This window comes from Leclercia adecarboxylata (genome assembly GCF_006171285.1).
GTDB classification, from domain to species: Bacteria; Pseudomonadota; Gammaproteobacteria; order Enterobacterales; family Enterobacteriaceae; genus Enterobacter; species Enterobacter barmai.
The window spans coordinates 576,762-601,162 of record NZ_CP040889.1 but is presented as its reverse complement, the minus strand read 5'-3'; the positions used below and the strand labels follow the sequence as shown (position 1 = coordinate 601,162).

The 24,401-nt window shown below is 55.6% G+C and carries 22 protein-coding genes and 6 tRNA genes; 15 read left to right on the top strand and 13 right to left on the bottom strand.

The annotated features are described in order from the left end of the window. The first annotated feature begins 113 nt into the window (after positions 1–113). The 3 genes from zipA to FHN83_RS04620 all read left to right on the top strand — a co-directional run bounded on the left by zipA (position 114) and on the right by FHN83_RS04620 (position 3,399). Complete coding sequence (gene zipA, locus FHN83_RS04630) at positions 114–1,097, top strand: cell division protein ZipA (RefSeq protein ID WP_139563333.1); 984 nt, start codon at positions 114–116, stop codon at positions 1,095–1,097. Between the two features lie 69 nt (positions 1,098–1,166). After that, positions 1,167–3,182, top strand: coding sequence for an NAD-dependent DNA ligase LigA (ligA, locus tag FHN83_RS04625; RefSeq protein ID WP_139563332.1), 2,016 nt, complete (start codon positions 1,167–1,169; stop codon positions 3,180–3,182). 1 nt (position 3,183) lies between these two features. Next, a complete protein-coding gene (locus tag FHN83_RS04620) occupies positions 3,184–3,399 on the top strand; it encodes a DUF3820 family protein (protein ID WP_139563331.1) in 216 nt (71 codons plus the stop codon). Here the strand turns inward: FHN83_RS04620 and FHN83_RS04615 are convergent. Further along, on the bottom strand, positions 3,396–4,394 hold the full coding sequence (locus FHN83_RS04615) for a bile acid:sodium symporter family protein (protein ID WP_139563330.1): 999 nt from the start codon (positions 4,392–4,394) through the stop codon (positions 3,396–3,398). The genes FHN83_RS04620 and FHN83_RS04615 overlap by 4 nt on opposite strands. A gap of 89 nt (positions 4,395–4,483) precedes the next feature. Here FHN83_RS04615 and FHN83_RS04610 point away from each other — a divergent pair, with 89 nt between their 5' ends. From FHN83_RS04610 to FHN83_RS04590, 5 genes are all read left to right on the top strand, one after another. Next, on the top strand, positions 4,484–5,416 hold the full coding sequence (locus FHN83_RS04610; protein WP_039029650.1) for a LysR family transcriptional regulator: 933 nt from the start codon (positions 4,484–4,486) through the stop codon (positions 5,414–5,416). A 159-nt stretch (positions 5,417–5,575) separates the two neighbouring features. Continuing rightward, positions 5,576–6,409 carry a xanthosine phosphorylase gene (xapA, locus tag FHN83_RS04605; RefSeq protein WP_139563329.1) on the top strand — a complete coding sequence of 278 codons (834 nt, stop codon included), beginning with the start codon at positions 5,576–5,578 and terminating at the stop codon, positions 6,407–6,409. Between the two features lie 50 nt (positions 6,410–6,459). Then, positions 6,460–7,716 carry a nucleoside permease gene (locus FHN83_RS04600; protein WP_139563328.1) on the top strand — a complete coding sequence of 419 codons (1,257 nt, stop codon included), beginning with the start codon at positions 6,460–6,462 and terminating at the stop codon, positions 7,714–7,716. A 57-nt stretch (positions 7,717–7,773) separates the two neighbouring features. Next, on the top strand, positions 7,774–7,941 hold the full coding sequence (locus tag FHN83_RS04595; protein ID WP_039029647.1) for a XapX domain-containing protein: 168 nt from the start codon (positions 7,774–7,776) through the stop codon (positions 7,939–7,941). A 45-nt stretch (positions 7,942–7,986) separates the two neighbouring features. After that, positions 7,987–8,871, top strand: coding sequence for a LysR family transcriptional regulator (locus FHN83_RS04590; RefSeq protein ID WP_139563327.1), 885 nt, complete (start codon positions 7,987–7,989; stop codon positions 8,869–8,871). 49 nt (positions 8,872–8,920) lie between these two features. Here the strand turns inward: FHN83_RS04590 and FHN83_RS04585 are convergent, their stop codons facing one another. From FHN83_RS04585 to FHN83_RS04565, 5 genes are all read right to left on the bottom strand, one after another. Then, complete coding sequence (locus FHN83_RS04585; RefSeq protein ID WP_039029645.1) at positions 8,921–9,265, bottom strand: FlxA-like family protein; 345 nt, start codon at positions 9,263–9,265, stop codon at positions 8,921–8,923. 120 nt (positions 9,266–9,385) lie between these two features. Further along, positions 9,386–9,461 (bottom strand) — tRNA-Lys (locus tag FHN83_RS04580). Positions 9,462–9,465: 4 nt separating this feature from the next. Beyond that, positions 9,466–9,541: transfer RNA gene (locus FHN83_RS04575), tRNA-Val, on the bottom strand. Positions 9,542–9,589: 48 nt separating this feature from the next. Further along, positions 9,590–9,665: transfer RNA gene (locus tag FHN83_RS04570), tRNA-Val, on the bottom strand. Between the two features lie 44 nt (positions 9,666–9,709). Then, positions 9,710–9,785: transfer RNA gene (locus tag FHN83_RS04565), tRNA-Val, on the bottom strand. Positions 9,786–10,042: 257 nt separating this feature from the next. Here FHN83_RS04565 and gltX point away from each other — a divergent pair. Beyond that, positions 10,043–11,458: a glutamate--tRNA ligase gene (gene gltX, locus FHN83_RS04560; protein ID WP_039032598.1), complete on the top strand. Its 1,416-nt coding sequence runs from the start codon at positions 10,043–10,045 to the stop codon at positions 11,456–11,458. Between the two features lie 41 nt (positions 11,459–11,499). Here the strand turns inward: gltX and FHN83_RS04555 are convergent, their stop codons facing one another. Both FHN83_RS04555 and FHN83_RS04550 read right to left on the bottom strand, forming a co-directional pair. Next, on the bottom strand, positions 11,500–11,886 hold the full coding sequence (locus FHN83_RS04555; RefSeq protein WP_039032599.1) for a YfeC-like transcriptional regulator: 387 nt from the start codon (positions 11,884–11,886) through the stop codon (positions 11,500–11,502). Position 11,887: 1 nt separating this feature from the next. Further along, entirely contained in the window at positions 11,888–12,247 is a 360-nt protein-coding gene (locus FHN83_RS04550; protein ID WP_039032600.1) for a YfeC-like transcriptional regulator, read from the bottom strand. A 220-nt stretch (positions 12,248–12,467) separates the two neighbouring features. Here FHN83_RS04550 and FHN83_RS04545 point away from each other — a divergent pair. The 3 genes from FHN83_RS04545 to FHN83_RS04535 all read left to right on the top strand — a co-directional run bounded on the left by FHN83_RS04545 (position 12,468) and on the right by FHN83_RS04535 (position 15,046). After that, a tRNA-Ala gene (locus FHN83_RS04545) sits at positions 12,468–12,543 on the top strand. A 41-nt stretch (positions 12,544–12,584) separates the two neighbouring features. Next, a tRNA-Ala gene (locus tag FHN83_RS04540) sits at positions 12,585–12,660 on the top strand. A 202-nt stretch (positions 12,661–12,862) separates the two neighbouring features. Then, a complete protein-coding gene (locus FHN83_RS04535) occupies positions 12,863–15,046 on the top strand; it encodes an EAL domain-containing protein (protein WP_139563326.1) in 2,184 nt (727 codons plus the stop codon). A 53-nt stretch (positions 15,047–15,099) separates the two neighbouring features. On the opposite strand, the gene FHN83_RS04530 is transcribed toward FHN83_RS04535, so the two are convergent. Next, positions 15,100–16,287, bottom strand: a complete 1,188-nt coding sequence (locus tag FHN83_RS04530) for a NupC/NupG family nucleoside CNT transporter (RefSeq protein WP_039032602.1) — start codon at positions 16,285–16,287, stop codon at positions 15,100–15,102. A gap of 344 nt (positions 16,288–16,631) precedes the next feature. Here FHN83_RS04530 and FHN83_RS04525 point away from each other — a divergent pair, with 344 nt between their 5' ends. Then, positions 16,632–17,873 carry an Nramp family divalent metal transporter gene (locus tag FHN83_RS04525; protein ID WP_039032603.1) on the top strand — a complete coding sequence of 414 codons (1,242 nt, stop codon included), beginning with the start codon at positions 16,632–16,634 and terminating at the stop codon, positions 17,871–17,873. Between the two features lie 29 nt (positions 17,874–17,902). Here FHN83_RS04525 and FHN83_RS04520 read toward each other — a convergent pair whose 3' ends face one another. Continuing rightward, entirely contained in the window at positions 17,903–18,247 is a 345-nt protein-coding gene (locus FHN83_RS04520) for a DUF2502 domain-containing protein (RefSeq protein ID WP_039032604.1), read from the bottom strand. A gap of 126 nt (positions 18,248–18,373) precedes the next feature. Further along, positions 18,374–19,372: an L-glyceraldehyde 3-phosphate reductase gene (gene mgrA / locus FHN83_RS04515; RefSeq protein ID WP_039032605.1), complete on the bottom strand. Its 999-nt coding sequence runs from the start codon at positions 19,370–19,372 to the stop codon at positions 18,374–18,376. Positions 19,373–19,556: 184 nt separating this feature from the next. On the opposite strand from mgrA, the gene ipdC reads away from it, so the two are divergent. Beyond that, the gene (ipdC, locus tag FHN83_RS04510; RefSeq protein ID WP_039032606.1) at positions 19,557–21,212 is read left to right on the top strand and encodes an indolepyruvate decarboxylase; all 1,656 of its coding nucleotides are present in this window, start codon (positions 19,557–19,559) and stop codon (positions 21,210–21,212) included. Here ipdC and FHN83_RS04505 read toward each other — a convergent pair whose 3' ends face one another. After that, complete coding sequence (locus FHN83_RS04505; protein ID WP_139563325.1) at positions 21,213–22,448, bottom strand: ion channel protein; 1,236 nt, start codon at positions 22,446–22,448, stop codon at positions 21,213–21,215. A gap of 204 nt (positions 22,449–22,652) precedes the next feature. Between FHN83_RS04505 and glk the strand changes: the two genes are divergently transcribed. Continuing rightward, positions 22,653–23,618, top strand: a complete 966-nt coding sequence (glk, locus tag FHN83_RS04500; RefSeq protein ID WP_039032608.1) for a glucokinase — start codon at positions 22,653–22,655, stop codon at positions 23,616–23,618. A 40-nt stretch (positions 23,619–23,658) separates the two neighbouring features. Here glk and FHN83_RS04495 read toward each other — a convergent pair whose 3' ends face one another. After that, positions 23,659–24,396 (bottom strand): LytR/AlgR family response regulator transcription factor, encoded by a 738-nt coding sequence (locus FHN83_RS04495; RefSeq protein WP_139563324.1) that lies wholly within the window; start codon positions 24,394–24,396, stop codon positions 23,659–23,661. Between the last annotated feature and the right edge of the window lie 5 nt (positions 24,397–24,401).

The following is a 24,401-nucleotide window of genomic DNA, read 5'->3' as shown; positions in this document are numbered from 1 at the left end:
CATCTTTATGCTGCGAATGCTCTGCACGCACTTGCACTTGACGTAATCGGCAAATACTCTTAGTGAGTAAATGTTTGCCGTGGTGGCAAGGTGTTAGAACAACAGAGAATATAATGATGCAGGATTTGCGTCTGATATTAATCATTGTTGGCGCGATCGCCATAATCGCTTTACTGGTACATGGTTTCTGGACCAGCCGTAAAGAGCGCTCTTCTATGTTTCGCGATCGCCCACTGAAGCGCATGAAGTCTAACCGTGACGACGATAGCGATGACGATATCGACGAGACGGAAGACGAGGGTGTGGGTGAAGTACGCGTTCATCGGGCTAATACTGCGCCCGGCGCAGGCCATGGGGAGCATGAAGCGCCTCGTCAGCCTCCGCAGCATCAGTACCAGCCGCCTTACGCATCTGCTCAGCCACGTCCGGCTGCGCCGCAGCCTGTGGCCGAACCGGTACACCAGCCGCAGCAGCAACCGCAGCAGCATGAACCTGTGCGTCAGCAGCCGGTGCAACAGCCGCAGTATGCCGCTCAGCCTGAACCTCAGCCGCAGCCTCAACCCGTCGTGCAGCAGGCTCCACAGCCGGTAGCTCCTGCGCCGCAACCCGCCCCAGCGCCTGTCGCAGAGCCAGAGCCGGTTGTCGAAGCTGCGCCAGTGGTTGAAAAACCGCAGCGTAAAGAGACGGTGATTGTCATGAGCGTGGCGGCCCACCAGGGCACGACCATTAACGGTGAAGTGCTGCTCAACAGCATTCATCAGGCGGGCTTTAAGTTTGGCGACATGAATATTTTCCATCGCCATCTCAGTCCTGATGGCAGCGGTCCTTCGCTGTTCAGCCTGGCGAACATGGTTAATCCGGGAACCTTTGATCCTGAGATGACCGGTGATTTCACCACGCCGGGTATTACGATCTTTATGCAGGTGCCGTCTTATGGCGATGAACTGCAAAACTTTAAGCTGATGCTGCAGTCTGCCCAGCACATCGCCGATGAAGTCGGCGGTATGGTGCTCGACGATCAGCGTCGAATGATGACGCCGCAGAAACTGCGCGAATATCAGGACCGCATCCGCGAAGTTAAAGAAGCTAACGCGTAAACGTCAGCGTTTTGTTTCACACCTCCTCAACCCCCGCATGTCGGGGGTTTTTCTCATTAATGGTGCGACATGGACTCAATCGAACAACAACTTACCGAACTGCGAACCACGCTTCGCCACCATGAATATCTTTATCATGTGATGGATGCGCCAGAAGTGCCGGACGCGGAGTATGACCGTCTGATGCGTGAGCTGCGCGAGCTTGAAGCACAACACCCCGAGCTAATCACGCCGGACTCGCCTACCCAGCGCGTCGGGGCGGCACCGCTGGCCTTTTTCAGCCAGGTGCGTCACGAAGTACCGATGCTGTCGCTGGATAACGTCTTCGACGAAGAGAGCTTCCTCGCTTTCAACAAACGCGTGCAGGATCGCCTGAAGCAGACCGATGCCCTGAGCTGGTGCTGCGAACTGAAGCTGGATGGCCTGGCCGTCAGCATTCTGTACGAAAACGGGGTGATGATCCGCGCGGCTACCCGGGGCGACGGCACTACCGGCGAGGACATTACCGCCAACGTGCGCACCATCCGCGCCATTCCGCTCAAATTACATGGCGAGAACATTCCGGCCCGTCTCGAAGTGCGCGGCGAAGTGTTCCTCCCACAGGCGGGCTTTGAAAAAATCAACGAAGAGGCGCGCCGCACCGGGAGCAAAATCTTCGCTAACCCCCGCAACGCCGCCGCAGGCTCGCTACGCCAGTTGGATCCGCGCATCACCGCGAAGCGACCGCTCACTTTCTTCTGCTATGGCGTCGGCATCCTGGAGGGGGGCGAGCTGCCTGATACCCACCTTGGCCGCCTGCTGCAGTTTAAGGCCTGGGGCCTGCCGGTCAGTAACCGCGTTCAGCTGTGCGACTCGCCGGAAGCGGTGCTGGCGTTTTACCGTCAGGTCGAAGCCGATCGTCCGACGCTGGGTTTTGATATCGATGGCGTGGTCATCAAAGTGAACTCCCTCGCGCTGCAGGAGCAGTTAGGCTTTGTGGCCCGCGCGCCGCGCTGGGCGGTAGCCTTTAAGTTCCCGGCGCAGGAGCAGATGACCTTCGTGCGCGATGTGGAGTTTCAGGTGGGCCGTACCGGGGCGATAACGCCGGTTGCGCGTCTGGAGCCCGTTCAGGTGGCCGGGGTGCTGGTCAGCAATGCGACCCTGCATAACGCCGACGAAATCGACCGTCTGGGGTTGCGTATCGGCGATAAAGTGGTGATCCGCCGCGCCGGGGACGTGATCCCGCAGGTGGTTAACGTGGTGGAGTCAGAACGTCCCGACGATACGCGCGCCGTTGAGTTCCCGACCCACTGTCCGGTGTGTGGTTCCGACGTTGAGCGCGTCGAAGGCGAAGCCGTTGCCCGCTGTACCGGCGGATTAGTCTGCGGTGCCCAGCGCAAAGAGTCGCTGAAACACTTCGTCTCCCGCCGGGCGATGGACGTTGACGGCATGGGCGACAAAATCATCGATCAGCTGGTGGAAAAAGAGTACGTCCATACGCCTGCTGACCTGTTCCGCCTGACGCCGGGCAAGCTGACCGGTCTGGATCGCATGGGGCCGAAGTCTGCACAGAACGTGGCCGACGCGCTGGAAAAATCCAAAGAGACCACCTTTGCCCGTTTCCTCTATGCGTTAGGTATTCGCGAAGTGGGCGAGGCAACGGCTGCCGGGCTGGCCGGGTATTTTGGTACGCTGGAGGCGCTTGAGAAGGCCTCCATCGACGAGCTGCAAAAGGTGCCGGACGTAGGCATCGTGGTTGCGACCCACGTCTTTAACTTCTTCTCGGAAGAGAGCAACCGCGAGGTTATCGGCCAGCTGCTGAACGAAGGTATTCGCTGGCCTGCGCCGCAGGTTATCAACGCCGAAGAGATCGACAGCCCGTTTGCCGGTAAAACCGTGGTGCTGACCGGCAGCCTGAGCCAGCTTTCGCGCGATGATGCTAAAGCGCGGCTGGTCGCGCTGGGGGCCAAAGTGGCAGGCAGCGTGTCGAAGAAAACCGACCTGGTGATTGCCGGTGAAGCGGCGGGCTCTAAACTGGCCAAAGCGCAGGAGCTGGGGATTGACGTGATTGACGAAGCCGAAATGCTGCGTCTGTTAGGAGAGTAACGTGGATAAAGCGCAGCTTATCGAGATAGCCAACACCGAAATGCCGTTCGGCAAGTACAAAGGCCGACGGCTGATTGATGTGCCGGAAGAGTATCTGCTGTGGTTTGCCCGTAAGGATCAATTTCCTGCCGGGCATCTTGGCGAGCTGATGGCGCTAACGTTACTGATTAAAACCGAAGGGCTGACCCAGCTGGTTCAGCCCCTGAAACGTCCTTAAACTTTTGCCTCGCGGGCCTGCTCCCGGGCCTGCAACTCCTCGGTCTGGCGTTTGTAGCGACGTGCCAGCACCGCGCAAATCATCAGCTGCAGCTGGTGGAAGATCATCAGCGGCAGCACCATCATCCCGATCACCGAGGTCGGGAACAGAATGTTGGCCATCGGGATACCGTTTGCCAGGCTCTTTTTCGAACCGCAGAAGACAATGGTGATTTCATCGGCTTTGTTAAAGCCAAAGCGGCGGGCGGCAAAGACGTTGATGGCAATGATAATCCCCAGCAGTACCAGGCTGACCACCACAATAAACAGCAGCGAACCAACCCCCACCTTATTCCAGATACCATTCACCACGGCTTCGCTGAACGCGGAATAGACCACCAGCAGAATCGATGACAGATCGGTTTTGGCAATCCACTTCTTATGCTTCGCCACAAAGGCCCCGGTCCACGGACGGGAAAGATGACCCAGCACAAACGGCAGCAGCAGCTGGAGCATGATTTTGCCCACCTGATCCAGGCTTCCTTCCGCGCCGTGCATGTTCATCACCAGCCCAACCAGCAGCGGCGACAGGAAAATCCCCAACAGGCTGGAGGCTGACGCCGAGCAGACGGCGGCCGCCACGTTGCCCCCCGCCATGGAGGTAAAGGCAATTGCCGACTGCACCGTCGCCGGCAATATGCAGAGGTACAGGAAGCCGGTATAGATCGCCGGATCGACGTTAACCGGCGCCCACCAGGCAAACAGCACGCCCAACACGGGGAAGACAACAAAGGTGCTGCACATCACCCACAGATGAAGTCGCCAGTGGCTGCCCCCCGCGATAATCGCCTCGCGGGAGAGTTTTGCCCCGTGCATAAAGAACAGCAACGCGATGGCGGCGGTAGTCAAACCTTCAAAAAAGGGGACAAAGCCACCCTGGGCAGGGAAGAAGGAGGCGAGCAGTACCACGACGATAAGGGTGATAGTGAATGGATCGAGAATGCGGAAAAGTTTCATAAACGCTCCTGAAAACAGATAGCGCTATTGTGCTTTTATCTGTTTGAGAAATAAAATTGATTTATTGCATCAATTCATGAGTAAAACAGATGAATTACTCTCTGCGGCAACTTCGTGTATTTGTCACCGTCGCGCAGGCGAAGAGTTTCAGCCGCGCGGGGGAGATGATTGGCCTGAGCCAGTCGGCGGTGAGCCATAGCGTGAAAGAGCTGGAGTTGCAGGCCGGCGTGCGGCTACTCGATCGTACTACGCGGGAAGTGGTGCTGACGGAGGCGGGCCAGCAGCTGGCCGCGCGTCTCGAAAGACTGCTGGATGAGCTGAGCAGCACGCTACGGGATGCGGGCCGGGTAGGGCAGCAGCTCTCCGGCACCGTGCGGGTGGCCGCCAGCCAGACCATTTCAGCGCATCTCATCCCCCACTGTATTGCCCGGAGCAATCACCTCTACCCGGATATCAAATTTGTTCTCCACGACCGCCCCCAGCAGTGGGTACTGGAGAGCATTCGCCAGGGGGAGGTGGATTTTGGCATCGTTATCGATCCCGGTGCGGCAACCGATCTTGAGTGTGAGACGGTTCTGTCGGAGCCTTTCCTGCTGCTGTGCCGCGACGATCACCCCTTCGCCGGGCGAGAATCGGTGGGCTGGCAGGAGCTTCATGCCCAGCGGCTGGTCTTACAGGATTACGCCTCCGGGAGCCGACCGCTCATTGACGCCGCGCTGGCGGGTTTTGCGGTTGAGGCGGATATTGTGCAGGAGATCGGCCATCCGGCGACCTTGTTTCCGATGGTCGAGGCGGGGATTGGCATCAGCGTATTACCCGCCCTGGCGCTGCCCCTGCCGCAGGGAAGCCATTTGCAGGTAAAACGCCTCACCCCGGTGGTGGAGCGACAGTTGATGCTGGTGCGACGTAAAAATCGTTCGCTCTCCACCGCAGCTCAGGCGCTGTGGGACGTGGTGCGGATGCAGGCCTGTGAACTCACCGCCGGGCGTGCGCAAAACCCGCTGTATCAGATCTCTTCGTAATACTTCTTCTTCGCCAGCCTCCCGGCTGGGGAAGCTGAATTCTCTTTTGAATCAATACAGAACCTGTATCGATCGACACGGAAAAGTGTATTGGTAAAGGGCCCCTCCCTCTCGCTATAAAAAGGCGGTACCCACATTTACTCATAATAAGGACTTCCCATGAGCCACTCTCATTTCTCGCCAAATCCCGGCTATAGCGCAGACATTATTCGCGGTTACAAACCCGGCTTTACGCCACGTGTGGCATTGATCCTCGGCTCGGGTTTAGGTGCCCTGGCAGAGCAAATTGAAGGCGCTGTGGCCATCTCTTACGAGAAGCTGCCCGGGTTCCCGGTCAGTACGGTCCACGGGCATGCCGGCGAGCTGGTGCTGGGTCATCTGGCGGGTGTTCCGGTGGCGTGCATGAAAGGGCGCGGACATTTCTATGAAGGGCGTGGGATGAGCGTGATGACCGATGCGATCCGCACGCTCAAATTGCTGGGCTGCGAGATGCTGTTTTGCACCAATGCCGCAGGCTCGTTGCGCCCCAACGTGGGCCCCGGCAGCCTGGTGGCGTTAAGCGATCACATCAACACTATGCCAGGAACGCCGATGGTGGGTCTGAACGACGATCGTTATGGCGAGCGTTTCTTCTCCCTGGCGAATGCCTATGACGCCGATTATCGCGCGCTGCTCCAGGCGGTGGCCGCTGAAGAGGGCTTCCCGCTTACCGAAGGGGTGTTTGTCTCGTATCCGGGACCAAACTTCGAAACGGCGGCAGAGATCCGCATGATGCAGATCCTTGGCGGGGATGTGGTAGGAATGTCCGTGGTGCCGGAGGTGATTGCCGCTCGCCATTGCGGGCTTAAGGTGGTTGCCGTGTCGGCCATTACCAACCTGGCGGAAGGGCTGGGCGACATTAAGCTTTCCCATGCGCAAACCCTGGCCGCCGCTGAACTCTCCCGGCCAAATTTTATCAACCTGATTTGCGGCTTCTTACGCAAATTGGCCTGATACCCATGCCCCTGAAAAGGGGCTTAGCCTCTGCGGCAAGGAATAAAAAAATGGGTATAACCTCTCGACTGAAGATCATGTCGTTTTTGCAGTATTTCATCTGGGGAAGCTGGCTTGTCACCCTGGGGTCATACATGATTAACACCCTCCATTTTAGCGGTGCCAACGTCGGCATGGTCTACAGCTCCAAAGGGCTGGCGGCGATTATCATGCCCGGCATTATGGGAATTATTGCCGACAAATGGCTGCGTGCCGAACGGGCCTACATGCTGTGTCATCTGGTCTGCGCCGGAATGCTGCTGTATGCGACGACCGTGACCGATCCGGACACTATGTTCTGGGTGATGCTGATTAACGCCATGGCCTATATGCCGACCATTGCGCTCTCAAACAGCATCTCCTATTCGTGTCTTGCCCAGGCAGGAAAGGATCCTGTTACGGCCTTTCCGCCTGTGCGGATGTTTGGCACGTTAGGGTTTATTCTCGCCATGTGGACGGTGAGTCTGATGGGCCTTGAGCTGAGCAGCACGCAGCTGTTTATCGCCGCGGGTGCCTCATTGCTGCTGTCGTCCTACGCGCTGACGCTACCGAAGATCCCGATTGCTGAAAAGAGCGCGGCAACCACGCTTATCAGCAAGCTCGGTCTGGATGCCTTCGTGCTGTTTAAAAATCCGCGGATGGCCATCTTCTTTCTGTTCGCGATGATGCTTGGCGCGGTGCTGCAAATCACTAACGTCTTTGGCAATCCGTTTCTCCACGATTTTGCCCGTGACCCGGCGTTTGCTGAGAGCTTTGTCGTTAAGTATCCCTCCATTTTGCTCTCCGTTTCGCAGATGGCAGAGGTGGGCTTCATCCTGACCATCCCGTTCTTCCTGAAGCGTTATGGCATCAAAACCGTGATGCTGATGAGCATGCTAGCCTGGACCTTACGCTTTGGTTTCTTTGCCTTTGGCGATCCGTCTCCAACAGGCGTGGTTCTGCTGCTGATGTCGATGATTGTGTATGGCTGCGCGTTCGATTTCTTCAATATTTCGGGCTCGGTATTCGTCGAACAGGAGGTGAGCTCCACCATTCGCGCCAGCGCGCAAGGGCTGTTTATGACCATGGTGAATGGCGTCGGCGCCTGGGTCGGCTCCATTCTGAGCGGGATGGCGGTGGATTACTTCTCGGTGGAGGGCGTTAAAGACTGGCAAACCATCTGGTTGCTGTTTGCGGCCTATACCCTGGCGCTGGCAGCGATCTTTGCGGTGTGCTTCAAATATCAGCATAAGCCTGAAGCGTTAGCGGCTCAGTCTTTGACCCACTAGGGCATTTTTACTGGCGAGGGGATGCTCGCCAGTCCATTTAATCAGCAGGGACAGTGTATGAAAGACATTCTTTTCTCATCGGGCATTGGTTTCGGTATCGGGGCGTTATTCACCTTATGCCGGTTACCTATTCCGGCACCCAATGTGTTACCCGGCGTACTTTCCATCGTATTTATGTATCTTGGCTACATTGCGGTTCAATTCATTTTTCGCCAGGCGGTATGATAAATTCGTTCCGTTACTCTCTTTTCTGTAAGGAGCGCAGGGGTGATGGAACGAACAACCCGCATCGATCTAAAGCTGCTGCGTTACTTTCTCGCCGTGGCAGAAGAACTTCATTTTGGACGGGCTGCGGCCCGTCTTAACATGTCCCAACCCCCCTTAAGTATGCATATCAAAGAGCTGGAACAGCAGCTCGGTACGCTGTTGTTTCTTCGTCACTCCCGCAGTGTGGCATTAACCCATGCCGGTAAAATCCTGATGGAAGAGTCACGTCGCTTGCTCTCCAGTGCGAACCAGATTCTGGCGCGGGTAGAGCAGATTGGGCGGGGTGAAGCAGGGCGAATTGAGCTTGGCGTGGTGGGCACGGCGATGTGGGGAAAGATGCGCCCTGTTATGCACCAGTTTCTGAAAACGCATCCTGACATCGAGCTGATTTTCCGGGAAAAAATGCCTGCAAAGCAGATGGCGCTGCTGGAAAGACGCGAGCTGGATGCGGGCATCTGGCGAATGGCGACGGAGCCGATGGCGGGATTTACCCGTGTACGCCTGCACGAGTCGTCATTTCTGGTAGCGATGCCGGAGGATCATGCTCTGACCGCCCGTGACGTCGTGCCGCTTGAGGCGTTACGGTATGAATGTTTTGTTACCATGCCCGCCATGCATACCGACTGGGCCTTCCTGCAGCGGGTTTGTCAGAGCGTTGGCTTCTCGCCCAGGGTGGTGCGTGAAGTGATGGAGCCACAAACCGTACTCGCTATGATCAGCATGGGTCTGGGAATTACGCTTATCGCGGACAGCTATGCGCAGATGAACTGGCCCGGCGTGGTGTTCCGTCCGCTTGAGGAGCGTATTCCGGCGGATCTGTATATCGTCTACGAAGAGCAGCAGTTGACGGGGGCGATGGCAAAACTGATCGCGGCGCTGACAGCGTAAACAGAAATTGTGCAGGCGCTGCATCTGGCCTGCACAGTTTTAAGCTGCGTCAGACGTAAATATCAATCTGATGCTCAGCGGAAGGGGAGTTAACGCCTTCCACCTTACCTTGCTGTTTGTCCTGCTTCTGCTGGGCTTCTTCCGCCTGACGACGCTGCAGCTGCTCCAGCTGCGCCTGCAGCATTCTGATCTGCGCCTGCAGCAGGTCCTGCTGGGTTTGTTTCTCTTCCGCGGTGCCGCTGCCGTTAGCCACGTCTTTCAGCTGTTTGGTCAGTTTAGTAATTTGTGAGGTGAGGCGGCTAATTTGCGATGCAATGTCGCTACCGGCGGAGCCACTGCTGCTGCCGCTGCTTTTTGTTTGTATTGAGGGTGTGGATGCCTGAATAGTTGTCATGCTGATTTCCTCTGCCTAAAGAAGAGGTATCGGCAGAAAATTGAAGGACTTGAGAATATCTACCTGAACTGGTAGGGATTGCAGATAGCAAAAAAGCGCCTTTAGGGCGCTTTTTTACATTGGTGGGTCGTGCAGGATTCGAACCTGCGACCAATTGATTAAAAGTCAACTGCTCTACCAACTGAGCTAACGACCCGAAGTGGTGGGTGATGACGGGATCGAACCGCCGACCCCCTCCTTGTAAGGGAGGTGCTCTCCCAGCTGAGCTAATCACCCACTTCGGTACTTCATTTACTACTGCAAGAAATCCAGCTGGCGAGAAAGTGGTGGGTGATGACGGGATCGAACCGCCGACCCCCTCCTTGTAAGGGAGGTGCTCTCCCAGCTGAGCTAATCACCCACTTCTCAATTTCTTGCTACACGGCGGAGACTACATAAAGTAGTTGGTGGGTGATGACGGGTTCGAACCGCCGACCCCCTCCTTGTAAGGGAGGTGCTCTCCCAGCTGAGCTAATCACCCCCGCTGTGTGGAGTCGCATTATAGGGAGAGTTGAAAATGAGTCAACGCCTTTTCTAAAGATTTTGTTCGTTCGTCGTAAAATTAAACAAAACGATCGCAAAAACACCTGTGATGCATGATTTCTAAACAAAAACGGCTACAAAGAACGATCTGACAGCAACAAGATTGAGGAATCAGGCTGGAGTGATAGAATATTGCCCACTTTAGTTTCCAGGATATGCCGGTTGTCGGCATCTTTATCACTGTAAGGCCACTTCATGAAAATCAAAACTCGCTTCGCGCCAAGCCCGACAGGCTACCTGCACGTCGGCGGTGCGCGTACTGCTCTCTATTCCTGGCTGTTTGCTCGCAACCAGGGCGGTGAGTTTGTGCTGCGTATCGAAGATACCGATCTCGAACGCTCCACGCCGGAAGCAATCGAAGCCATTATGGATGGTATGAACTGGCTTAATCTGGAGTGGGACGAAGGCCCTTATTTCCAGACCAAACGTTTTGATCGCTACAACGCCGTTATTGATGACATGCTGGAAGCGGGCACTGCCTATAAGTGCTACTGCTCGAAAGAGCGTCTGGAAGCGCTGCGCGAAGAGCAGATGGCGAATAACGAAAAGCCGCGCTACGACGGCCGCTGCCGTCACGATCATTCACACCACGCGGCGGACGAACCCTGCGTAGTGCGTTTCGCTAACCCGCAGGAAGGCTCGGTCATTTTTGACGATCAGATCCGCGGCCCGATCGAATTCAGCAACCAGGAGCTGGACGATCTGATTATCCGCCGTACCGACGGCTCACCAACCTATAACTTCTGTGTTGTGGTTGATGACTGGGATATGGCGATCACCCACGTGGTGCGTGGCGAAGACCACATCAACAACACCCCACGCCAGATCAACATCCTTAAAGCGCTGAATGCACCTGTACCGGTTTATGCGCACGTTTCAATGATCAACGGTGACGACGGTAAAAAGCTCTCCAAACGCCACGGCGCGGTCAGCGTGATGCAGTATCGCGATGACGGCTACCTGCCGGAAGCGCTGCTGAACTATCTGGTGCGTCTGGGCTGGTCCCATGGCGATCAGGAGATCTTCAGCCGTGAAGAGATGATCAAGCTCTTTACCCTGAGCGCGGTAGGTAAGTCTGCGAGTGCGTTCAATACCGATAAACTGCTGTGGCTGAACCATCACTACATCAATACTCTGCCGCCAGAGTACGTTGCGACCCAGCTGCAGTGGCATATTGAGCAGGCGAACATCGATACCCGCAACGGTCCACAGCTGGCCGATCTGATCAAACTGCTGGGCGAGCGCTGTAAAACCCTGAAAGAGATCGCGGAAAACTGCCGTTACTTCTATGAAGAATACGATGAGTTTGACGCCGACGCCGCGAAGAAGCACCTGCGCCCGGTTGCGCGTCAGCCGCTGGAAGTGGTTCGCGATAAACTGGCTGCTATTACCGACTGGAGCGCTGAGAATGTCCATAATGCCATTCAGGCGACAGCAGATGAGCTGGAAGTCGGGATGGGTAAAGTAGGCATGCCGCTGCGTGTCGCTGTTACCGGTGCCGGTCAGTCCCCGGCGCTGGACGTTACCGTACACGCGATTGGTAAAACCCGCAGCGTGGCGCGTATCAACAGAGCGCTCGATTTTATTGCTGAGCGCGAAAGCCAGCAGTAATCAGAAAGCAAAAACAAAACGGCAGGTTTCCCTGCCGTTTTTTATTCCTCTGGCTGATGAATATTCAGCCGCACCAGAAAACCCTGTATTCCTTCCCGCGCCAGTAAAACGGCAAGCCGCTCCTGTTCTGGCGGAGTCATATTTTCCAGCGCATCGATAATCTGACGCAGCACGGCAACGGGCTCATAGCTGGCCGCGGTTTCAGCAAGCTGATAGTTAGCCTGTCGTTTACGAATGGCGGGGATGTTCATGATGTGCTCGCGCACCTGCGCATCAATATGAATGAGACGCGCTTTACCGCCTTTAACGCCATTAATGCCTTCCGTTTTCCAGTTATTCTTGCGTACCCAGCGGTTAACGGTTTGCCTGGCGACCCCCAGCGTATCCGACAGCTCTTCGGTGGTCATTTTGCTACGTAATTTTTTCATATTATTTTTGCTCGCGGATCCCTAAGCGTTGCAACAATCCGGTGATCCCTTCCCGGAGTAATAAAGAGGTCAGTTGTTTCTGTTCCGTGGGTGTCATTTCGTTAGCCAGCGTGATCAGCAGGGCCTGTAGCGAGTTATCTGCATAAACGTCAGGTGAGGGCACCACATCCGGGGCTCTGCGTGCGTTGCGAATAAACTCCCGAACTTTCTCATTCACATGCACCAGGCGCGCTTTACCGCCCTGAACACCGGGTTTCGGTGATGTGGACCAACCCTCTTTGCGCACCCATTTATTGATGGTCTGTCGGCTGTAGCCTGTGAGCCGGGCCAGCTCTTCCGGCGTCATTCGTTCCTTGATCATGCAATTTCCTGAGTAAGAGTGTGGGTAATTAGTGGCTCATTTTATAACACCGTTTTACTGGAAAACGTGACAAGATTAACTCATGGCTGCGAGCACCCTCGCAATGTGATTCATTTGCATGAATTTTCAGCGGTTGAACCACAGTGTGAGATTTTGCCGTTGACACTCAGCAATGGAATTCATATTATGCCGCCCGTCAACACGACACGCTTTACGCGATGGGGCTATAGCTCAGCTGGGAGAGCGCTTGCATGGCATGCAAGAGGTCAGCGGTTCGATCCCGCTTAGCTCCACCAAACTCTGAACCCAACAGAGTCTGGTGCGTAAAGAAAACTGTGGGGCTATAGCTCAGCTGGGAGAGCGCTTGCATGGCATGCAAGAGGTCAGCGGTTCGATCCCGCTTAGCTCCACCAAAATTTAAACCCTCGCCGAATGGCGGGGGTTTTTTTATGCCTGCAATAAACCGTTTATCTCTTTTTCCTGTAAATAAATCTTGTTTAGGTAAATTCTTAGTCAGGAAATGCTATTTCCCGGCCTTGAACTTGAATTGCCTTTTTAAAGGAAATAGTATTTATGTGAAATTAATATCGCCAGGTAAATAGTTTAACAAAATTAATGAATACTAAAATTAATATTAACTTAAAGAGCTTCACGCTCGCCCTGGCGTTATGCCTCGTCTTCGTCCCTTTCTCCCGTCTTATTTCACCGAAATCTGTTATCGATGGTTTTGAGGTTTATCTGGCATGGATGCCGCTGAGCGTCATGCTGGCGATAATATTATTATTTGGTCGCCAGGCAATTATTCCGATCGTTATTAGTTTCGCCATAATTAACCAGTGGAACCTTCAATTATCGCCGGAGCAGGATGTTATTTTGCTGTTCTGTCAGGTGTTTAGCACGCTGCTGGTCTGCGGGATCCTGCGCTGGCAGCTTGGTTCGCGCTGGCGCTATCAGATACCCAGCCGCTTTCTTGGGGCGCGCATTTTCTGGTTAGGATTTGCCTTACCCCTGGCAATAAAACTCTCAATGTTTCTTGCCGGTTATTTTTGTGACTTCCCTGTTACCCTTGCTAATTTCTCGGACAGAGGCTCCGTCATATATCATGTCGTGGATGTCCAGAGCCTGATTTGCGCCGTTCTGATTTTCACAATGCTGTTCTATTATCCTTTAAGAATGATTATTAATCCGAATTATGCGCGCGCCTTCTGGCGGAAGAACATTAATAATTCATTTTCAATTCGCAACCAAATATTTACATCCGTATTACTTCTGTTGCTTGCCGCTTTCTTGCTTCTGCTCTGTTTGCCTTTTACTTCCGATATTATTGCGGGCTACCTGGTCCCGGTGATATTTATTCTGTTCACCTTAGGCGTGAGTCGATTCCGCTATCCCTTCATTACGCTGGGCTGGGCGTTAAGCACACTGCTGCTGCTGACCTACAACAGCAATTTTTTACAGGGCGTGCAAAACGGCTACTCACTGGCGTTCGTGCTGTCGGTGCTGATCTCCTTCGCTATCTGTCTGGTTTATATGTCTCGTATTTTTCAGCGCAGCGAATGGCTTAAACGTGGCTGGCAGGAAAGGGCGTTGATCGATCCCCTGACGGGACTGCGTAACCTGCGCGCGCTGGAGTGCTTCCTGAGTGACAACAGAGAGGTCACCCTGTGCTGTTTACGGATGGATAATCTGGAGTTCCTGAGCCGTCACTATGGCCTGATGATGCGCGTGCAGTGCAAACGGGCCATCATTCGCCAGCTCCAGCCGCTGCTGATGGCCAATGAGCAGGTTTTCCAGATCCCGGGTAATGAGCTGGTGGTGGTGCTCAGCGGGCCGGAAACCGGGGCGCGCTTGCAGCACATCATTGATTACATGAACAGCCGCAAAATTTACTGGAACAATATCGGTCTGGATATTGAATTTGGCGGCGCCTGGGGCGGCGTGGAGTCTAACGGCGGAGAAAGCCTGTACCACACGCTGGGCCAGTTAAGTTGGCTGGCGGAAAAAGCCTGCTCGGCGAACCAGGTTCTGTCCCTGAATAACAGCCTTGAAACGGTTTCAGGCCAGACGACTGAGCGCGTGCTGATGCTGAGTCGCATCAAGCGGGCGCTGGATGAGGGGGGATTACGCCTGTACGCGCAACCCATTCAGCGAGCCGATGGCTTGGGTTACCACGAAATCCTTTCCCGCCTGGAAAGTGAGGGTGAGCTCTTAACGCCTGATAAGTTCTTGCCGCTGGTAGCGCAGTTTAACCTGAGCCGCCGCTTCGATATCGGCGTGGTTGAATCATTGTTGGCCTGGCTGCAGGAGCATCCCTCAGACGATTGCTGCGCGCGTTTTTCCGTGAATCTGATGCCCTTGACGCTGATGCAGAAAGAGGTGGCGGCAGAGATCATTACTCTGTTTGAACGTTACGGGGTGAGGCCGCAGTCGGTGATTATCGAGGTGACCGAAGAGCAGGCGTTCTCCAACTCGGAAGTCAGTATCGCCAACATTCAGCAGCTGCGTCAGTACGGCTTTAAAATCGCCATCGACGATTTCGGTACCGGCTACGCCAACTACGAGCGGCTCAAGCGCCTGGAGGCGGACGTCATTAAAATTGATGGCTGCTTCGTGAAGGATATCTGCAGCGACAGCATGGATGCGATGATTGTGAAATCCATCTGCAATCTGGCGAAGACCCGCTCCCTGTGCGTGGTGGCGGAATTTGTTGAAACGGAGGAGCAGCGCGAGAAGTTGCTCGCCTCGGGGGTGGATTATCTGCAGGGATACCTGGTCGGCAAACCGCAACCGCTTCACTAAATGACAGGCGAAAAAAAACCGGGGACTTATCATCCCCGGTTTTTTTATGCTGATTACAGTACCAGTGCGGCGATAGACGCAGACAGGACGCTGACCAGCGTAGAACCGTAAACCAGTTTCAGGCCGAAGCGGGAAACCACGTTACCCTGCTCTTCGTTCAGACCTTTAATCGCACCGGCGATGATGCCGATGGAAGAGAAGTTAGCGAAAGAGACCAGGAAGACGGACAGAATGCCTTCGGCGCGCGGGGAGAGGGAACCGGCGATTTTCTGCAGATCCATCATTGCGACGAATTCGTTAGAAACCAGTTTGGTTGCCATAATACTGCCCACCTGCAGCGCTTCGCTTGCCGGCACACCCATCACCCAGGCTACCGGGTAGAAGATGTAACCCAGAATGCCCTGGAAGGAGATACCCAGCACGGCAGCAAACAGGGCGTTCAGCGCGGAGATCAGCGCGATAAAGCCGATCAGCATCGCCGCAACGATAACCGCAACCTTGAAGCCTGCCAGGATGTATTCACCCAGCATTTCAAAGAAGCTCTGGCCTTCGTGCAGGTTAGCCATCTGCAGGTTCTCTTCACTCTCATCCACGCGGTACGGGTTGATCAGTGACAGAACGATAAAGGTGCTGAACATGTTCAGAACCAGCGCAGCAACCACGTATTTTGGCTCCAGCATGGTCATATACGCGCCCACGATAGACATGGAAACGGTAGACATTGCCGTGGCCGCCATGGTGTACATGCGGTTGCGGGACATTTTGCCGAGGATATCTTTATAGGCGATGAAGTTCTCAGACTGACCGAGGATCAGGGAACTTACGGCGTTGAAAGACTCCAGTTTGCCCATGCCGTTCACTTTAGACAGCACGGTACCGATAGCGCGGATCACAATCGGCAGAATGCGAATGTGCTGCAGGATACCGATCAGGGCAGAGATAAAGACAATTGGGCACAGCACTTTCAGGAAGAAGAACGCCAGACCTTCGTCGTTCATCTTACCGAACACGAAGTTGGTCCCTTCATTAGCGAATCCGAGGAGTTTTTCGAACATCTCGGAGAAGCCTTTTACGAAGCCCAGCCCCACGTCTGAGTTCAGGAAGAACCAGGCGAGCAATACTTCAATAACGAGTAACTGAACAACATAGCGAATGCGGATCTTTTTGCGATCGCTGCTGACCAGCAACGCAAGCACGGCAACGACAACAAGTGCCAGGACAAAATGTAGGACGCGGTCCATATTTGCTCCAAATATGAGGCAGGTTTAATTTCGCTGCACATTCTATGAAACAAGCGTAAAGAAAACGAGATCAAAGCCACACTATCGTTGAGTCCTGTGACGAGTCTCAAAAATAGTGACATACGATACATTTTCGTTATGTTGTGTAAATGAATTAAAAGTTAAGTTTGTGTGCTACGCTTCACAAAGGTTGCGTGCATTTTCGCCGTCAACTTATCCACGACTCAGCCTGCTTATCGTTCTTCGCTATCGGTGCAATCACTATAACCCTTTTAAATGAACTTGATAATCATTCGCATTTTGATAGCATTAAACATAGCAAAGGCTATATTTCTGAGGCAAAAATGAGCAATAGTCGCGTTGATGAGAGTAGCAGTGGCAGAGCAGCACGCAAAATGCGGTTCGCATTAATGGGACCTGCGTTTATTGCCGCCATTGGCTATATCGATCCCGGTAACTTTGCGACCAACATCCAGGCCGGGGCCAGCTTTGGCTACAAACTGCTGTGGGTGGTGGTCTGGGCCAACCTGATGGCGATGATGATCCAGGTGCTGTCGGCAAAACTGGGTATCGCTACCGGGAAAAACCTCGCGGAGCAGATCCGCGACCACTATCCGCGTCCGTTGGTCTGGTTTTACTGGGTGCAGGCTGAAATTATTGCCATGGCGACCGACCTCGCGGAGTTTATCGGGGCGGCCATCGGCTTTAAGCTGATCCTCGGCGTGTCGCTGTTGCAGGGGGCGGTATTAACCGGTATTGCCACTTTCCTTATTCTGATGCTGCAACGACGCGGGCAAAAGCCGCTGGAGAAAGTGATTGGCGGCCTGCTGCTGTTCGTGGCGGCGGCCTATATCGTGGAGCTGATCTTCTCCCGGCCTGACTTTGCACAGTTAGCGAAAGGGATGGCGATCCCGAGCCTGCCCACCACGGAAGCGGTGTTCCTTGCGGCCGGGGTGCTGGGTGCGACTATTATGCCGCACGTCATTTATCTGCACTCGTCGCTGACCCAGAACCTGCACGGAGGCTCGCGGCATGAGCGCTACTCTGCGACAAAATGGGACGTGGCGATCGCCATGACCATCGCCGGGTTTGTCAATCTGGCGATGATGGCTACCGCCGCAGCGGCGTTCCATTTCAACGGCCATACCGGTATTGCCGATCTCGACCAGGCCTACCTGACGCTGGAACCGCTACTCAGCCATGCGGCGGCCACTATTTTTGGTCTGAGTCTGGTGGCGGCGGGTCTCTCTTCTACCGTTGTGGGCACGCTGGCGGGGCAGGTGGTGATGCAGGGCTTTGTGCGCTTCCACATTCCTCTGTGGGTGCGCCGCTCCATCACCATGCTGCCGTCGTTTATTGTGATCCTGATGGGGCTGGATCCGACGCGCATTCTGGTGATGAGCCAGGTGCTGTTGAGCTTCGGTATTGCTCTGGCGCTGGTGCCGCTGCTGGTCTTTACCAGCGACAAAAAGTTGATGGGCGATCTGGTGAACAGTGTGACGGTGAAACGGACCGGGTGGGCAATAGTGGTGCTGGTGGTGGCCCTGAATCTGTGGTTGCTTATCGGGACTGCATTAGGATTGTAAAAAAGGCGCCGTAAGGCGCCTTTTTTATATTAGTGACGATGGCCGTGTCCGCCATGACCACGCCCGTGACCTTTAGGGCCGCGATGGTCATCACGATCGCTCCAGCCTGCGCGATAGCCGCGCTCGTAGGCGTTACGTTTATCCCAGCCACGGTGGTAGCCGTTATCATGTCTGTGCCAGCGATTATCACGCCATTCATAATGACGACGCCAGTAGTCGCGGTCACGCCAGCCGCCGCCGTCCCAGTAGTTACCATAATTATCACGATCGCCAATTTGTAATTTTATGGATGGCAACAGGGTGATTTCGCCAGCATTAGCGACCAGCGGGGCTGAAGCCATTAATACTGCTGCCAGAATCAGGGACCTGAACATGGTTATTCTCCTTCACGATCGGAGCCGTAATCGGCTTGTTAACGCAATTTTAAGGGGCGGTAAAGGCCCGGATAATCGCTTTAACTCCTAATTCAGAAGGCGTAGCACTTTTTGCTAAAAGCGCGTTTAATTTGTGCTGTTCAGAATCAATTCTATTTCCTGAAGTTCCTCAGGCGTGAAATGGCGTTTCGCCAGCATTCCCACCGCATCGTCAATTTGCGCCGTTTTGCTGGCACCGATTAAGACCGAGGTGACGGCCTCCTGATGGAGCACCCACGCCAGCGCCATTTGCGACAGCTTCTGGTTCCGGCGTTCGGCCAGGGCGTTGAGCTGACGCACTTTCGCCAGCTTCTCGTCGGTTATCTGGTCCGGGTTCAGGAAGCGACTGGTGCTGGCGGCGCGGGAATCTGCCGGAATGCCGTTCAGATAACGGTCGGTTAGCTGGCCGCCCGCAAGCGGAGAAAAGGCAATGCAGCCCACCCCTTTATCCTTAAGCACGTCCAGCAAACCCGCCTCCGGCGCGCGTTCAAACATGGAGTATTTCGGCTGGTGGATAAGGCAGGGGGTGCCCAGGTCATCGAGGATTTCAGCGGCCTGACGCGCCAGTTCTGCCGGATAGTTGGACAGCCCGACGTACAGCGCCTTGCCCTGACGTACGATATGGTCGAGCGCTTTCATCGTCTCCTGTAACGGCGTTTCCGGATCAGGACGGTGGTGATAGAAGATGTCGACATACTCCAGCCCCATCCGTTTCAGGCTCTGATCGAGGCTGGCGATCAGATACTTACGCGAACCCCAGTCGCCGTAGGGGCCGTCCCACATGGTGTAGCCCGCCTTGGTTGAGATGATCAGCTCATCGCGCCAGGCGCTGAAATCTTCCTGTAAAATCCGTCCGAAATTACGCTCTGCCGAACCCGGCGGTGGACCGTAGTTATTGGCAAGGTCGAAGTGCGTAATGCCCAGGTCAAAGGCACGATGTAAAAGTTGACGGCTGTTTTCAATCAGCGTGGCATCGCCGAAGTTGTGCCACAGCCCCAGGGAGATGGCAGGGAGCTTAAGACCGCTTTGCCCGCATCGTTGATACACCATTGACTGATAACGGTTTTGATCCGCCTGATAAACCATGAGTCTTGCCCCTCTGCGTCAGAATGTCATTCAGTGTATACGTTTACACTAAACGTCAGGCAAGCAGATTACCCCGCGAAAATACGTAAAGCATTATTTCCATGCGCTGATTATCGCCATTCCTGGACAGCTATCACGCTTCTTCAATACTCAAATTGAAGTCAACATTATAAGGATAACTGTCATGCATACCCCCTACACCGTCGCCGATTACCTGCTGGACCGTCTTACAGATTGTGGTGCCGATCATCTGTTTGGCGTGCCGGGCGACTACAATCTGCAGTTTCTCGATCACGTTATCGCCAGCCCGGATATTGGCTGGGTAGGTTGTGCCAACGAACTGAATGCGGCCTACGCCGCTGATGGATATGCGCGCTGCAAGGGTTTTGCCGCGCTGCTGACGACGTTTGGGGTTGGCGAGCTCAGTGCCATGAACGGCATCGCGGGCAGTTTCGCCGAACATGTTCCGGTACTGCATATCGTCGGCGCACCGGGCAGCGCCTCGCAGAAAAAAGGGGAGTTGTTGCACCATACCCTCGGTGACGGTGAGTTTCGTCATTTCTATAAGATGAGTGAGCCCGTGACCGTGGCGCAGGCGCACCTGACCGAACAGAACGCCTGCTATGAAATTGACCGGGTGTTGACCGAAATGCTCCGTGAGCGCCGCCCTGGCTACATCATGCTGCCTGCCGACGTGGCAAAGAAACCTGCCACTCCGCCAGTAAGCGCGCTCATTGACCGAATTTATGAAAGTGACAGTTTCCGCCTGGATGCATTCCGTCAGGCGGCGGAAAAACGGCTGGCCGCAAGCGATCGCATCGCGCTGCTGGCCGACTTCCTGGTCCTGCGCTACGGCCTGAAAAACCAGATGCAGCGCTGGGTGGACCAGACGCCCGTCGCCCACGCCACCATGCTGATGGGGAAAGGCATTTTTGACGAGCGCAAAGCGGGCTTTGCCGGAACCTACAGCGGCTCCGCCAGCGCCGCCGACGTCAACGAGGCCATTGAAGGCGCCGATACCGTGATCTGCGTGGGGACGCGCTTCACCGATACGCTCACCGCCGGCTTCACCCACAAACTCACCCCTCAGCAGACCATCGACGTGCAGCCGCACGCCTCGCGCATCGGCGATGTCTGGTACACCGGCATCCCGATGACCCAGGCCATTGAAGTGCTCTCCAGCCTGTGTCACCAGTATGCCAACACCAGCAGCACGCCGCGCCCGGCACGCCAGCTGCATGCGGTTCATCCAGGCTCATTGACCCAGGACAGCTTCTGGAAAACCCTGCAAACCTATATTCGTCCGGGGGATATTATTCTGGCCGACCAGGGCACCTCGGCGTTTGGTGCGGGCGCGCTGAGGCTGCCGGATGAGGTGAACTTTATCGTGCAACCGATCTGGGGCTCGATTGGTTACACCCTGGCCGCCGCCTACGGTGCCCAGACCGCCTGCCCGGATCGCCGCGTGATTGCGATTACCGGCGACGGCGCGGCACAGCTCACCATTCAGGAGCTGGGCTCGATGCTGCGTGACAAGCAGCGCCCGGTGATCATGGTGCTCAATAACGAAGGGTATACGGTGGAGCGCGCCATTCACGGTCCGAACCAGCGCTATAACGACATTGCGCTGTGGAACTGGACGCAGATCCCGCAGGCCCTCAGCCTGAATTGTCAGGCCGAGTGCTGGCGGGTCAGCGAGACGGTGCAGCTGGAGGAGGTGCTGGAGAGAGTGGGGCACCCGGAACGGCTGTCGCTGATTGAGGTCATGCTGCCGAAAGCCGACGTTCCGCCGCTGCTGAGCGGCATTCTCCAGGCGCTGGAGGCGCGTAAAAGCGCCTGATTATTTCTCCTGACGTCCGGCAATCATCATCGGTCTGCCCGCCAGCAACAGCCAGGCGGGCAGCATCACAATACAGAGCAGCGGCAGCAGGCTGGTGTCCGGCACCACCACTGCCGCCATAAACAGGCTCAGCCACGCATCCCGGGTGACAACCAGAACCAAGCCCAGAATGGAACAGGAGATGGTGATCGCCAGCGGAACCGCATCAACGTGCTCGTGCAGCATCAATCCCAGCGCGACGCCAACAAACACCGCCGGGAAAATGCGCCCGCCGCGAAAACCGCAGGCCGCCGCCACCACCAGCGCCGCCAGCTTGATCAGCGCAAAGAGCAGATAATCCGACACGCTGAAGATCTGGCTGAAAGCCATCTGCTGCATCTCGTCCAGCCCCTTAAACAGGGTCATGTTGCCCCCGATGGCGCCCAGGATCCCCAGAATAAATCCGCCGACCGCGAGAATAAGTACGGGATGCTTCAGGCGATGCATCAGCCGGTGCAGGCGCGGCAGACACCACACCGCCACCATACCCAGCGCGATGGCGATGGCGGCAACAATTGCGCCGCTAAATATATCGACCAGCTGCATCTGGCTGTAGTGGGCAATGGGCAGCGAGAAGTTGGGATGGAAGAACAGGCTGGTGGTCAGCGCGCCCGCTGCGGCGGCGAGCAGGGGGGCGAACAGGCGATCCCAGAGCGGGATCTCCGCGTTGCCGCTCAGGGTCTGGGAAAAAATCAGCGCCGCCGCGACGGGGGTGCCGAACAGCGCGCCGATGGTGCCGGCAGAGGCAAGAATGGTCCAGTCCAGGGCGTTCACCCGGGGGAAGACGCGCGCGCCTACGGCGACGGCCAGGGCGATGTTTACCGCCATCACCGGATGCTCAGGCCCGAGGCTGACGCCCCCCGCCAGACCGATAATCAGGGCGATTATCAGCCCCGGGAGGGCGGCGGCGTTGACCGGTTCGCCAATCAACGGCTCTGTGGCCGGGTCGGGCCCGGCATGGCCTGGGGTATAACGGATCACCAGCCCCACGGCGATGCCGGTCAGGGTCAGGGTCAGAATAATCCACGTCGGGGAGTTCGCGCTCAGACCCATTGTGGAGGGTAAAGAGGTCCACAAAAGCGACTGCAGCACCGAGGCAACCTTCATGATGATTATCAGAATCAGACTGGATGCCACGCCAATAATCAGGGCAGGAGGGGCCAGCAGCAGCATCGTTCTGGCTCGCGGATGGAGCATGATGATTTCCTTGTAGAAAATGGCTGTCTTTACTTTGCACTCTCAGCCTTATGGTAATAGTGCAAATGGTGCTGAAACGGTAAAGTTATTCTGTGACGAAGATCGATAATCCTGGGGTGCTTTTATTCAGGTCGTTGTTGTTATCGGGCCTTGAATTTAGAGTGTGCCAATCAGTTATTTTGACTTTAGCGGAGCAGTAGAAGAATGACAAAGTATGCTTTGGTAGGTGATGTAGGGGGGACTAACGCGCGTCTGGCGTTATGTGACGTCAATACCGGCGAAATCTCCCGCGCCAAAACCTATTCCGGGCTGGATTATCCCAGCCTGGAAGCGGTGGTTCGTGTCTATCTGACGGAGCATGAGGTCAGCGTTGAGGATGGTTGTATCGCTATTGCCTGTCCGATTACCGGAGACTGGGTGGCGATGACCAACCACACCTGGGCATTCTCTATTGCCGAAATGAAAGCCAACCTCGGTTTCGCCCATCTGGAAATTATTAACGACTTTACCGCGGTGTCGATGGCGATCCCGATGTTAAAGCCGGAGCATCTGATCCAGTTCGGCGGTACTGAGCCGGTTGAAGGTAAGCCAATTGCCGTCTATGGCGCAGGCACCGGCCTTGGCGTCTCGCATCTGGTGCACGTCGACAAACGCTGGATCAGCCTGCCGGGCGAAGGCGGACACGTGGATTTCGCGCCAAACAGCGAAGAAGAGGGCATTATCCTTGAAGAGTTGCGCGCGGAGATCGGCCACGTATCGGCGGAGCGCGTGCTCTCCGGTCCGGGGCTGGTGAATCTCTACCGGGCTATCGTGAAATCCGACGGCCGTCTGCCGGAAAATCTGCAGCCGAAAGACGTCACCGAACGCGCGCTGGAAGATTCCTGTACCGACTGTCGTCGCGCGCTGTCGCTGTTCTGCGTCATCATGGGGCGTTTTGGCGGCAACCTGGCGCTGAATCTCAGCACCTTTGGCGGGGTTTATATCGCGGGCGGGATCGTGCCGCGCTTCCTCGACTTCTTTAAATCATCCGGTTTCCGCGGCGGATTTGAAGATAAAGGCCGCTTCCGCGATTACGTCCGGGATATCCCGGTGTACCTGATCGTCCATGACAACCCGGGCCTGCTGGGCTCTGGTGCGCATCTGCGTCAGACGCTGGGCCAGGTACTGTAACAGCCCGTCCCCGGTGACGTCCGTCACCGGGGCACTCCCTTCACAGGTGCATCAGCTGGCGAAACTCTTTCACCTTGCTGCGACTAACCGGCACCTGAAAATCCAGATCCTTCAGCCGCAAAATGTAGGTGTTGTTGAACCAGGGTTCGATCTCGCGGATCTTGTTCAGATTCACGCAAAAAGAACGATGGCAGCGGAAGAAGTGGCTCGTCGGCAGTCTGGCGCAAAATTCGGTGATGTTCATCGGCATGACGAACGACTCGCGGCGGGTATAGACGAAGGTCATCTTCTCGTGCGCTTCGGCGTAATAGATGTCGTCCATCGGCGTCACGATGATGCGCTCGTCCTTAATCAAATTGATGGTGTCATTTTCACGCGTCACCGGTGAGGCCGCGACCTGCTCCGCGCCGGATTGCTGCTGCCAGGCGTGTTCCAGCTTCTGCAGCATGGTGACGATCCGCGACTCCTGATAAGGCTTCAGAATGTAGTCGAACGCTTCCAGCTCGAAGGCCTCCACCGCATGCTCTTTCCACGCGGTGACAAAGACGATAAACGGCTTGCTGGCAAACTGGCTGATGTTTTGCGCCAGCAGTACGCCGTCCAGTGACGGAATGTTGATATCCAGAAAAATGGCGTCGACCCGGTTGTGCTGCAAAAATTTCAGCACGTCCAGGCCGTCCTCAAAGGTGCCGACGATCTCCATCTGGCTGTGTTCTTTAATCAGCCAGCTCAGCTCCTGTTGAGCGAGTATTTCATCTTCCACAATGATGACTTTCATGCGTC